Annotated in this window: 13 protein-coding genes; 6 read left to right on the top strand and 7 right to left on the bottom strand. The window is 69.4% G+C overall.

What is annotated here, in order from left to right; all coding sequences use genetic code 11:
- On the top strand, window positions 1-582 hold a 582-nt coding region (locus tag FHG71_RS09400), incomplete at its 5' end, for a M10 family metallopeptidase C-terminal domain-containing protein (RefSeq protein ID WP_218014070.1).
- Between the two features lie 215 nt (window positions 583-797).
- Here FHG71_RS09400 and FHG71_RS09395 read toward each other — a convergent pair.
- Window positions 798-1,412, bottom strand: a complete 615-nt coding sequence (locus FHG71_RS09395; RefSeq protein WP_139081367.1) for a response regulator transcription factor — start codon at window positions 1,410-1,412, stop codon at window positions 798-800.
- Between the two features lie 5 nt (window positions 1,413-1,417).
- Window positions 1,418-2,506 carry a sensor histidine kinase gene (locus tag FHG71_RS09390; protein ID WP_176559355.1) on the bottom strand — a complete coding sequence of 363 codons (1,089 nt, stop codon included), beginning with the start codon at window positions 2,504-2,506 and terminating at the stop codon, window positions 1,418-1,420.
- A gap of 396 nt (window positions 2,507-2,902) precedes the next feature.
- Between FHG71_RS09390 and FHG71_RS09385 the strand changes: the two genes are divergently transcribed.
- The 3 genes from FHG71_RS09385 to FHG71_RS09375 all read left to right on the top strand — a co-directional run bounded on the left by FHG71_RS09385 (window position 2,903) and on the right by FHG71_RS09375 (window position 4,763).
- Window positions 2,903-3,505, top strand: a complete 603-nt coding sequence (locus FHG71_RS09385; protein WP_139081365.1) for a DUF1989 domain-containing protein — start codon at window positions 2,903-2,905, stop codon at window positions 3,503-3,505.
- A gap of 103 nt (window positions 3,506-3,608) precedes the next feature.
- Complete coding sequence (locus FHG71_RS09380; protein ID WP_139081364.1) at window positions 3,609-4,331, top strand: transporter substrate-binding domain-containing protein; 723 nt, start codon at window positions 3,609-3,611, stop codon at window positions 4,329-4,331.
- 147 nt (window positions 4,332-4,478) lie between these two features.
- A complete protein-coding gene (locus tag FHG71_RS09375) occupies window positions 4,479-4,763 on the top strand; it encodes a DUF6812 domain-containing protein (protein ID WP_139081363.1) in 285 nt (94 codons plus the stop codon).
- 32 nt (window positions 4,764-4,795) lie between these two features.
- On the opposite strand, the gene FHG71_RS09370 is transcribed toward FHG71_RS09375, so the two are convergent.
- Together FHG71_RS09370 and FHG71_RS09365 are read right to left on the bottom strand one after the other, a co-directional pair.
- Entirely contained in the window at window positions 4,796-5,392 is a 597-nt protein-coding gene (locus FHG71_RS09370; RefSeq protein ID WP_139081362.1) for a L,D-transpeptidase, read from the bottom strand.
- 407 nt (window positions 5,393-5,799) lie between these two features.
- The gene (locus FHG71_RS09365; protein ID WP_139081361.1) at window positions 5,800-6,252 is read right to left on the bottom strand and encodes a hypothetical protein; all 453 of its coding nucleotides are present in this window, start codon (window positions 6,250-6,252) and stop codon (window positions 5,800-5,802) included.
- Window positions 6,253-6,379: 127 nt separating this feature from the next.
- Between FHG71_RS09365 and mch the strand changes: the two genes are divergently transcribed.
- Both mch and FHG71_RS09355 read left to right on the top strand, forming a co-directional pair.
- Window positions 6,380-7,381, top strand: coding sequence for a methenyltetrahydromethanopterin cyclohydrolase (mch, locus tag FHG71_RS09360; protein WP_218014069.1), 1,002 nt, complete (start codon window positions 6,380-6,382; stop codon window positions 7,379-7,381).
- 77 nt (window positions 7,382-7,458) lie between these two features.
- Window positions 7,459-8,424 (top strand): sugar kinase, encoded by a 966-nt coding sequence (locus FHG71_RS09355; protein ID WP_139081360.1) that lies wholly within the window; start codon window positions 7,459-7,461, stop codon window positions 8,422-8,424.
- On the opposite strand, the gene FHG71_RS09350 is transcribed toward FHG71_RS09355, so the two are convergent.
- From FHG71_RS09350 to FHG71_RS09340, 3 genes are read right to left on the bottom strand one after another with little or no spacing between them, the layout of a single operon-like run.
- Window positions 8,409-9,170 carry an SDR family NAD(P)-dependent oxidoreductase gene (locus FHG71_RS09350; protein ID WP_139081359.1) on the bottom strand — a complete coding sequence of 254 codons (762 nt, stop codon included), beginning with the start codon at window positions 9,168-9,170 and terminating at the stop codon, window positions 8,409-8,411. The genes FHG71_RS09355 and FHG71_RS09350 overlap by 16 nt on opposite strands.
- A 22-nt stretch (window positions 9,171-9,192) precedes the next feature.
- Complete coding sequence (locus FHG71_RS09345; protein ID WP_218014068.1) at window positions 9,193-10,308, bottom strand: alcohol dehydrogenase catalytic domain-containing protein; 1,116 nt, start codon at window positions 10,306-10,308, stop codon at window positions 9,193-9,195.
- On the bottom strand, window positions 10,305-11,378 hold the full coding sequence (locus FHG71_RS09340) for an ABC transporter ATP-binding protein (RefSeq protein ID WP_139081358.1): 1,074 nt from the start codon (window positions 11,376-11,378) through the stop codon (window positions 10,305-10,307). The genes FHG71_RS09345 and FHG71_RS09340 overlap by 4 nt, the downstream gene beginning before the upstream one ends.
- Window position 11,379 lies beyond the last annotated feature (1 nt).

Below are 11,379 nucleotides of genomic sequence, written 5' to 3'. Positions count from 1 at the left end.
ACGGGCCTGACCATCGACATGGCCGTGGCCCCCACGGTCGCAGTGGGCAGCGGCGCCACGGCGGCGACCTCGGACACCCTCACGACTGTCGAGAACATCACCGCCGGCTCGGGGGATGACACGATCTTCGGCAATGGCGCCGCCAACCTGTTCTTGGGTGGCGCAGGCAGCGACATGCTCAGCGGCAACGGGGGCAACGACAATCTCTTCGGCGATGCGGGCGCTGACGAACTGATCGGCGGCCTCGGCACCGACGGGCTCACCGGCGGCGCGGAGGATGATGTATTCATCTTCTCCTCCACAACCGCCAGCACGCTGACGGTCAGCGATACCATCCTCGACTTCGAGGGTGGCGGCATCGTCGGTGGGGACATAATCGACCTGAGCGGCGTGAGCTCGGTCACCTTCGACTTCATCGGCACGGACGCCTTCACCACGGGCTCGGCGACGCAGGTCCGCTACGAGACCAATGGCACGGATACCTTTGTCTTCGTCGACACGAATGCCAATGCCGCAGCCGAGATGCGGATCAGGATCAGCGGCGTCACCGACCTGATCGCGAGCGACTTCGTGCTGTCCTGATCGCGAGCGACATCCTGCTGTAGGCCCCCTAACCGGCCCGCATCCAGGGCCGGTCCCAACTACGGTAGGCAAGGCCGTCGCCCCTCGGGCGGCGGCCTTCGTCGTTGCGGGCCGAGCATCCCTTCCGGCAGCTGGCGACGGCGTCGCCGTCCAACGCCGAACAGCCCGCGCGCACGGAGGTGCGGCGGGCCGAGGCGGGCCGGGTCTTGCGTCGGCTACTGCCCGACGCCAGCCTCCAGGGCGATCTGCAGGAGGCTGGAAAGGTTTCGCGCGCCGACCTTGTCCATGATGTGGGCGCGATGCACCTCGACGGTGCGCGGGCTGATCCCCAGATCATGGGCGATGGCCTTGTTGGCCAGGCCGGCGACCAGGAGATTGAGCACGTCCCGCTCGCGCGGGGTCAAGGCCAGGAGACGCTTGCGGGCCGGTCCGGCCGGTTGGCCGGTGGCGCGCGGCGGAGGAAGGTGCCGTTCGATCTCGCGCAGGACCTCGATCAGCCTGGAACGGTCGAAGGGCTTCTCCAGGACGTCGAGCGCGCCCGCCCGCACGGCGCGGACGGCGAAGGGCACGTCGCCGCGGCCCGTGATCATCACCACGGGCATGGTCACGTCGTCGTCGCGCAGGCGTCGGAGAAGCCCGAGCCCGTCCAGGCCCGGGAGGATCTGGTCGAGCAGAAGGACGCCCTCTGGTGCAGAGGCCGCCCAGGGCAGGAACGCCTCGGCCGAGGGAAAGGAGCGGACCGTGCGGTACCCCGACAGGTTGAGCAGCAGGGTGAGCGAGCGGCGGTGGGCGTCGTCGTCGTCGACGATGTAGATGGGAAGGTCGGGCATAACGGTCACACCTGAACAACAAGAGGAAGGGTGAAGGCGAAGGTCGCCCCGTGGGGCGGCCGGTTTTCCAGCCAGATCGATCCACCGTGGGCCTCCACGATGTCCTTGCAGATGGAGAGCCCCAGGCCCAGGCCGTCGGGCTTCGTCGTGAACGGGGCCATGAACAGGCGAGCCGCGAGGTGCGGCGGCAGGCCCGGCCCCGTGTCCTCGACGCGGATCTCGGCCCAGCGCTCGGCCCGCCGCCGGCCGCGGACCGCAAGCTCGCGCCGTGGCCGCCCGACCATGCCCTCCGCGGCGTTGCGCAGCAGATTCACCAGCGCCTGCTGGATCAGGACGCGATCGACCAGGACCTCCAGCCCGGGATCGACCGCCACGTCGACCCGGATGCCCCGCGCCTCCGAGTCAGGCAGGGCCAGGCGCCGCGCGTCCGCCACCAGCTTGGCCACGCTTTCCGGGGCGCGGGCCCCGGCGCCACCTAGGGCGAAGGCGCGCAGGGCGCGCACGAGGTCGCCGGCCCGGGCCGCCTGGGACCCGATCTCGTCCAGGATCTCGGCCGGAGAGATGACATTGGGAGCGCCGCCGCTGGACAGGATCTCGCGGCAGGACGCGGCCAGATGCGTCAGCGTGGCAAGCGGCTGCGCCAACTCGTGCGCGAGCGAAGGCGCCAGCTTTCCCAGGAGCGTCAGGCGCGACCAGTGATGATGGTCTTCCTGCCGGGCCCCGGATGTTTCCCGGACCAGCAGGCGGCGCAGGCGGCGCTCGCCCATCCGCATCGCCCCGAGCAGGAAGCCCGCCTCGAACAGCAGGCCGTCGCGACGCCGGCCAAGGCCGTGCAGGGTCATGTCTGGACCGTCGGGCTCGATCCCGCCCAGGCTCCGGCCTAGGCCCCTGGGAATGAGGTGGCGCCACTCCCGACCAAGGGCCTCGCCGGGGTCGTAGCCGAACAGCCGCTCGGCGGCCGGATTGAGCAGGGCGATGCGCCCTGCCTCGTCGAGCAGGAGCACGGCGTCCGACAGGGGGCTCAGGAGCCGCCCCAGGAGCCCGTCATCGAACTCCGCGCCCAGGCCGCCACGATCCAGGACGGGGCCTCTCATGATGCGGGCCTCATCCATCCCGGGCCCACCCGCTCATCGGGGTGCCGGGCTGACATGAACGTTCGATATCCCGATGTCCGGAGCACTCCATCTCCTTGGGCTGCGTGTCCTCGACGTCGGCAGGTCTGGAGTCGGAGCGGGCGCAACTCGGAGAAGGTTCCAGCGCTCGCCCCATTTATGACATAAAGCTAAGGCCAATGCGCGAGCCTCTCAATGAGCCTTACGTCCAAGGGTGGTCTTAGGACCAAGGTCCCGGGGGCGCCGCGACGGCCTGGCAACCTCGGCGATGACGCCATGTGTCGGGCCATTCCGCGTTGGCCTTCAAGGACAGGTAGGGGCAATCGCTTGACGGCCCCCGAAGCGCGCTCGACAGTAAGGCGGGCAAGGGAGGGCAGAATGGCCGACGGGGTCGAGGTCGTTCCGGCGCGGCGGGGCCGCGCGATCCGGCTCGGCGCTGGGCAGGCGCTGCGAGTCGTTAATACCCACGGCAGCCAAGTGGTCGACACCTGGGCCTTCATCGCCCATGACATGGACGAGTTCCTGTCGATGCCCCACCTGCACGCCACCCTGGGCGGCATCTTCCCGGTCGTGGGCCAGCCGCTCCACACCAACCGCCGCCGCCCGATCCTGCTACTGGAGGAGGACACCTCGCCCGGCCGCCATGACACGGTCATCGCGGCCTGCGACATGCACCGCTACGCGCTCCTGGGCTGCCGCGACTATCACGACAACTGCACGGACAACCTCCACGCCGCGCTGGCGGCCATCGGCCTGCGCTCGGCCGTGACGCCGGCGCCGCTGAACCTGTGGATGAACATCCCCATCGGCGCCGATGGGCGCATCGCCTGGGCCGAGCCGCTGAGCCGGCCCGGCGACCACGTCACCCTGCGCGCCGCGCTCGACTGCGTGGTGGTCCTGTCCTGCTGCCCGCAGGACATGATCCCCATCAACGGCGCTGCCTGCACCCCGACCGAGGTCCATTTCGAGGTCCTCGGCTGACCGGGACGTGAGGTCACGACCCCGAACCGGCCGCAGAACCCTTGCCCCCCGCCCGACGTTGCTCCTCCGTTACGGCCATCTCTACGCCGAAGGAGGCTTTGCCATGAGAACCCTGACCCTTGCCGTCGCGCTGGCGCTGTCGGCCGGCGGCGCGCTGGCGCAGGACGTGGTGCGGATGGGCACCGAGGGTGCCTATCCCCCTTACAGCTACATCAACGACCAAGGCGAACTCGAAGGCTTCGAGATCGACCTGGGCAACGAGGTCTGCGCCCGCGCCGGCCTGACCTGCGAATGGGTCACCAACGAATGGGACTCGATCATCCCCAACCTCGTGTCGGGCAACTACGACACGATCATGGCCGGGATGAGCATCACGCCCGAGCGTGACGCCGTCATCGACTTCACCCAGAACTACATCCCGCCCACGCCGTCAAGCTACATCGGCCTGACGCCGGACGTGGACGTGACGTCGGGCGTCGTGGCCGCGCAGTCCACCACGATGCAGGCCAGCTACGTCGCCGAGACGGGGGCGACGCTCCTCGAGTTCGCCACGCAGGACGAGACCATCGCCGCCGTCCAGAACGGCGAGGCGGACGCGGCTTTCGGCGACACGGATTATTTCGCGCCCATCGTCGAGGCCTCGGGCGGGGCGCTCGCCTTCGTCGGCGAGCCGGTGCCGCTGGGCGACGGCATCGGCATCGGCGTGCGCGAGAGCGACACCGAGCTCAAGGCCCAGCTTGATGAGGTCATCGCTGCCATGAAGGCGGACGGTAGCCTGAACGAGCTCCTGGCCAAATGGTTCGGCGAGGCCGCCCCGAGCTACTGAGCCGAAGGCGCGGAGCCCCGCATCCCCTCTTCCCGTCCAGTCCCGTTGACGGGGAATTAACCTGTTGCTGCTAGCCTTCCAAGGCGAGCGTGAGGGAATCGACCGCCCCGCCGGAGACCGGCAGGGCAAGGGGCGAGGGAGATGCGATTGGACACCCATCTGAAACAGCCGAAATACGGCATCCCCATCCGGCTGGTCCTCACCAACGGGGACGACATGGCCGGGCTCGTCTACGTCCATTGGGGTCAGCGCGTCCGCGACCTCTTGTGCGAGAAGGAGGCCTTCCTGCCGGTGCGGACCACCACCGGCACGCACCTTCTCAACAAGGCCAGCATTATTCGGGCCGATATCCTGACGCTCGATCAAATCACCGAGCGTCAGGCCATCTTTCCCGAGGTCGACCTCGACTACCTGAGCTACAGCCAATGGTGACCGCTGCGCCCGGCTCCTCGGACGGACGGCCGTCAGGCGGCTGGAGCCATTCCCTTTGGATAGAGCGCGACGGTCGTTCCCTCCGGCACCCGCTCGTAAAGGTCCACGATGTGGTCGTTCACCAGCCGGACGCATCCGTTCGACACGGCGGTGCCGATGGTCTGGGGCGCGTTCGTGCCGTGGATGCGCATGAAGGTGTCGCCCCGCTCGGGCGTGAAGAGATACAGCGCCCGAGCGCCCAGGGGGTTGTCCGGCCCGCCGGGCATCCCGTCCTCGGCATAGGGGCCATACAGCTCCGGCTCCCGTTCCACCATGTCGGGCGTGGGCTTCCAGTCGGGCCACTCCTTCTTGGCTCCGATGGTGTAGACCCCCGGCTCATAGAGACCCGGACGGCCGATCCCGCAAGCGTAGCGGATGGCGAATCCGTCGGGCAGCGTCCAGTAGAGCGCGAAGCGATGCGGGTCGACATGGATCTCGCCCGCCGGCACGCCCATCTGGATGGGGACGATCCGCGGCTGGAACTCGGGCAGAAGGACTTGCGACGAGGTGGAGCTGGCCTGCTGCGCCACGGCCCGCGACGCGGCGATGGCCGCCAGGGCCGAAGCCAGAACGGTGCGACGTGTCAGCATGGTAGAGATCCTCCTGTCAGGTCCGGGCATCGGACCCAAAACGAGTCAGCAAGCCTGTCGGTTCACCCGCTCGTCGCTTTCTTTGATCCGAACGGCGACTCGGATTTGCGACCGGTCGGATGTCGTCTCCGGGGTTGATGCAACGCCTGTATGGGTGGCCAGGAACGCGACGGATCGGGCCGGGGCTCGACAGCCTCGCTGGCCCGTTCACGGTCGGCCATCCGCTGCGCCATGTTTGGCCCTCGGTCAGCGTTGCACCAAGCCCGGTTGGACCAACCCTGTTCCGCAGACGTCAGTCCCCTTGGCCTCAGGCGTCCTGACGGATGCAGAAGCCCCGCTCATCCTTAGAGAGGGAAGACTGCGGGAGACGGCCGTCCTATAAATAGACGATCTGCCTCAAGGCGTCGTCAGGCCGGCACGGCCGGGCTGGGCGAGGGGAAGTACGACTCGACCATCTCCACGCTGCAGCCCGGGCCCGCCCGACGCGACAGGGTCTGCAGGACAGGCCTCATGGCCTCATCGAGATAAGGCGACAACATTTCGAACAGCGCGGCGGGCACCTCGATCATCTCGACCGGCGAGGCGGCTGACCGCAGCGATCCGCAGAAGCCCGTGACCTCCTCCAGCCGATCCTGGGAGGCCCGCGCCCGGCGATCAGCCGCCGCCAAACGATGACGCAGCGCCTCGACCAAGGCAGGCCGCGCCAGGTCGGGCAGGTCGTCCAGCAGGCTCAAGGCGACCTCAAAGCCTTGGAGAAGGCGGTTGGCCTCATCCAGTGCCCGCTGCGCTGCCACGACGGTGTCCGCCTTCAAGGCGCGCCCGGCGACAAGCGCAGGAAGGGCAGGCAGGCGGATCGACATGGCAGGGGCCCCTCTGGACGGCGTGACATGGAGTGCGACCCTGCCTCGGAATTGGGGTGAAATCGGGGCGTTGCCGGGGAGGGTCTGGTGGATCGCGCGATCTTGAGGTCGGTGGCCGAGGGAACCGGTGCGACGGCCTCGTGCTTCGCCCGGCATGAGCGTGCAGGCCGATCCTTATCCTTTGTCCCTCAACCAGCGCGCCGGCGCGCTGGCCGATGCCATGATCGCCGAGTCCCGCGCGCTGCGCCTGGGCGTTGCGCGGGGACCGGCGGGCGAGGTCCTCGTGGACTGCGGGCACCGGCAGCCGGGGAGCTTTGAGGCCGGGCTGCATCTCGCGCGGATCGCCCTGTCCGGCTTGGGCGAGGTCGCGCTGGTTCCCTCCTGCGACTCGCTCCTGCCCTGGAGCGTCCTCGTCCGCACCAGCCAGCCCTGGCTGGCCTGCCTGGGCAGCCAGTACGCCGGCTGGCATCTGAGCGGCCCCGACGGCGTTTCGCGGATGGGCTCCGGCCCTGCCCGGGCGCTGGCCCGCCGCGAACCGATCTTCGAGGAACTACCGCACCGCGAGACGGCGGACCGCGCCGTGCTGGTCCTCGAGGGCGACACGCCTCCTGCCGACGCCACTGATGTGGCTCGCGCCTGCGCTCTGGCACCCGATCGCGTCACGTTGCTCCATGCCCCGACCGGCAGTCCCGCCGGCATGGTCCAGATCGCCTCCCGGGTGCTGGAATGCGCCGTCCAGAAGGCGCGCGGGCTGGCCTTCCCGATGGAAGACATCCAGGACGCGATGGGCTGCGGGCCGGTGGGCCTGCCTCATCCCGACACGCGGCTTGCCATGGGCCGGGCCAACGACGCCATCATCTACGCCGGGCGGGCGCATCTCCTCGTAACGGGCGAGGCGGGCAGGGCGAGGGAACTGGCCCGCGCCCTGCCGAGCTGCACCGCTTCGGATTGGGGTCGGAGCTTCGCCGAAGTCTTCGCAAGTGTCGACGGCAACTTCGCGCATATCGACGCTGGCCTGTTCAGCCCGGCCGAGATCCTCGTCACGGCCCTGAAGACGGGCGAGACCTTCACCGCCGGCCGCGCCGAGCCGGAGCGGCTGCGGGCTGGCCAAGGGCTTGTCCCGCTCTGACCCTGGTTGCCTGTCCGCTCGCTTCGCGGGAGAAACGGCGGTAACGGCCGCGCCCAGGCGGCCTCCGGAGGGACGGAATGGCATCGGGACGGACCCGGCAGGCGCGCGTGCTCGTCATAGGCGAGATCCTCGTGGAGATCATGGCGACCACGCCGGGGCATGGCTTCCGGCAAGCCCTGGACCTGCGCGGGCCCTTCCCCTCGGGCGCGCCGGCCATCTTCGCCGACCAGCTCGCGCGACAGGGAGTTCCGGTGGCTCTCGTCTCTTGCGTGGGCGACGACGATTTCGGGCGGCTCAACCTCGACCGGCTGCGCGAGGCCGGGGTCGACACGGGCGCGATCCGCGTCCACCCCACGGCCGTGACGGGCAGCGCCTTCGTCCGCTACCGGCCCGAGGGCGGGCGCGACTTCTTCTTCAACATCGCCGACAGCGCCTGCGGGCGGATCGCGCGCGACGCCGCCTCGGATGCGGTCGTCGAAGGCGCGACGCACCTGCACGTCATGGGCTCGTCGCTCTCCACGCCCGCCATCGTCGAGCTCGTGCTGGACGCCCTGACGCGGATCAAGGCCAAAGGCGGCACGGTCTCCTTCGACCCCAACATCCGGCCCGAACTCCTTGGCCATGGCGACATGCGGGCGACGCTGGACCGGGTGCTAGACGCCACGGACCTGTTCCTGCCCTCGGAAGGGGAAGCCGCGATGTTCGCCGGGACGCCGGACGACGTGTCGGCGCTGCCGGTCCTGTTCGGGCGGGGCGTCCGGGCCGTGGCTATGAAGCTCGGGACCCGGGGCTCGCGCCTCGTGAGCCCCGAGGAGGATGTCTCCATGCCCGGCTTCGTCGTGAGGGAGGTCGACCCCACCGGCGCGGGCGACACCTTTGGGGCGACGTTCCTTGCGGCCTGGCTTGGGGGGCTCCCCGCGCGCGAGGCGCTGGCGCGCGCCAATGCGGCGGGGGCCTTGGCCGTCACGCGGCTCGGACCGATGGAAGGCGCCTCGGACCCGGCCCGGATCGACGCCTTCCTGGCCGCTCAGCGCAACGTGTAGCCGCCGTCGATGGTGACCACGCTGCCGGTCATGTAGCTCGACGCGTCGGTGCAGAGGAACAGCGCGAGCGCCGCGACCTCCTCGGGCGTTCCGGCGCGGCGCATGGGCGTCATGTCCGTCCAGACCTTGGCCCATTCCGGGTTCGCGAAGCCGCCCTCGGTCATCGCCGTGATGATGTAGCCCGGCGCGATGGCGTTGACGCGGATGTTGTCCTCGGCAAGGTCCGAGGCGAGGCTCTTGGACAGCATGTGCACCGCAGCCTTGGAGGCGTTATAGGCCGCTTGCTTTTGCGGGATGTTGCTGATGTGGCCCGAGATCGAGCCGATGTTCAGCATCACGCCGCCGCCCTGCGCCCGCATGGGCCGGATGGCGGCGCGGCAGGCGCGGAACACCGAGTCGAAGTTCACCCCCATGAGGCGGTCGAGCCGGTCGTCGTCGAAGTCCTCGGTCGCGCCGTGGTCGGCCACGCCCGCGTTGTTCACCAGGATGTCGAGCCGCCCGTGGTCGCGGATCACGCCCGCGACCAGCGCCTCGGCCGCACCGTGCTCCAGGAGGTCCGCCTGGCGGTACTCGACCTGATGCCCGTCGGCCTTCAGGCTCTCGGATCCGCCCGGATCGGTGCGGGCCGAGACGACGACGCGGGCGCCGGCCTCGGCCAGGGCGCGGGCGATGGCGAGGCCGATGCCCCGCGTGCCGCCCGTCACCAGCGCCACCTTTCCGTCGGCGCGGAAGCGTTCGATGATCATGCCATTCCTCCTTGGCGCCCGGTCACGGGCGCAGCGTCACCTTGAGCGAGGCCGAGCCGTCGATCACCATCTGGATGCCCTGCTCGTAGTCCTCGAGCGGCAGCTTGTGGGTGATGATCTCGTCCATGGGAAGTCGGCCCTCGGCGATCATGCGGATCGCGGTGTCGTAGGCATGGGGGCTGAGGTGCACGCCCTTGATGTCCAGCTCCTTGGTGTCGCCGATGATCGACCAGTCGGCGGTGACCAGATCGCGGAACACGCTGAACTCGATGAAGCGGCCGCGCTTGCGGATCATGTCGAGGCCCTGCGTCACTGCGCGGGGGGCGCCCGTCGCCTCGATGTAGACGTCGCAGCCGTAGCCGCCGGTCATCTCCTTCACCTTCGTCACCGCATCCTCGTCGCGCGGGTTGATGGTGATGTCGGCGCCGCATTTCCTGGCCAGTTCGAGCCGGGCGGGGTGCAGGTCGAGAGCGACGATCGTCTTGGGGCTCTTCATCTTGGCCGCCGCGACCATGCCGAGGCCCAGGGACCCGCAGCCTGCGATCACCACCACGTCGTTGAAGCGGATCTCGGCGCGGTTGATCGTGTGGACGGCGCAGCCCAGGGGCTCGACGAAGACGCCGTGGTCGGGGTCCATGCCGGCGGGCAGCTTGTAGTTCAGCGCCTTGCGCGGGAAGACCATGTACTCGGCCCAGGAGCCCGGCGTCCGTTGGTGGAAGCCGTAGATGTCGTGGGGCTCGCAGAGCCAGTAGAGCCCTTCCTTGCAGTAGAGGCAGTCTTGGCAGGGCACGATCTGCTCGGAGCAGACGTAGTCGCCGATGGCGAGCCCGTCGCGGCCCTCGGCGCCCTCGCCAAAGGCCACGACCTGCGCCACGAACTCGTGGCCCACGATCACCGGCGGCTCGATGTAGCGGCCCTGGCCGTCGTTGGTGCCCCAGATCTTGGGCGCGCCGTCCCAGGCCTTGCCGTCCGAGGCGCAGACGCCGGCGAGGTGGACGCGGACGAGGACCTCGCCCGGGCCGGGCCGGGGCACGGGCACCTCCTCCAGCCGGTAGTCGCGGGGGCCGTGGCAGACGACGGCCTTCATGATCTCGGGGATGACGGGGGCCTCGGTCGCGGGATTGGTCTGGATGTTCATGCGATCACCTGCTGGAGATGAGGGGCGGGACGGCGGATGCGCAGGCCGTCCGACGGATTGAAGAAGAGGCATTGCGAGGCGGGCACGTCGAAGGCGACCGGCGAGCCGAGGGCCGGGCGGTGCTTCTTGTCCGTCCGCAGCATGGCGCGGGCGCCGCCGACCTCGACCACAAGGTAGGTGGCCTCGCCCGTGGGTTCGACCTCGAAGACGGTGCCCTGGAAGGCGCCGGAAGGCGAGAGGGTCACGTCCTCGGCCCGGAAGCCCAGAGTGGCAGGGCCGCGACCCGGCGCGCCCGGGACGATGACGCCGGGCGCGCGGAACACGCCGTCCGCGACCTCGCCCGTGATGAAGTTCATGGGCGGCGAGCCGATGAAGCCCGCGACGAACAGATTCGCCGGATCGTCGTAGATCTCGTCCGGGGTGCCGACCTGCTGGATCTGGCCCTTGTTCATCAGGACAATCCGGTCCGCGAGCGTCATGGCCTCGATCTGGTCGTGGGTGACGTAGATCATCGTCACGCCGATCGAGCGCTGGAGGTGCTTGATCTCGGCCCGCATCGCCACCCGCAGCTTGGCGTCGAGGTTCGAGAGCGGCTCGTCGAGGAGGAACACGCGCGGATCGCGGACGAGGGCGCGCGCGAGCGCCACCCGCTGCCGCTGCCCGCCCGAGAGGTCCTTGGGCAGCCGCTGGAGGTAGTCCGTCAGGTCCACCTTGCGCGCGGCGTCGAGCACCTGCTCGCGGGCCTTGGCCTTGTCCACGCCCGTGACCTTGAGCGGGTAGCCGATGTTCTCAGCGACTGTCATGTGGGGGTAGAGCGCGTAGTTCTGGAACACCATCGCCACGTTGCGGCGGCGGGGATGGACGCGGGTCACGTCCTCCTTGTCGAAGAGGAGGGTGCCCGAGCTCACCTCCTCCAGCCCCGCGATGATGCGCATGGTGGTGGACTTGCCGCAGCCCGAGGGGCCGAGCAGCACCAGGAACTCGCCGTCGGGGATGTGAAGGTCGAGGGACTTGAGCGCTTCGAAGCTCCCCCAGGTCTTGCGGACCGATTGCAGCGTGACGGAGGACAAG

The sequence above is a fragment of the Rubellimicrobium roseum genome, assembly GCF_006152145.1.
Taxonomy (GTDB): domain Bacteria; phylum Pseudomonadota; class Alphaproteobacteria; order Rhodobacterales; family Rhodobacteraceae; genus Rubellimicrobium; species Rubellimicrobium roseum.
The sequence above is the reverse complement of the archived record's forward strand: the minus strand, read 5'-3'. Positions and strand labels throughout refer to the sequence as shown.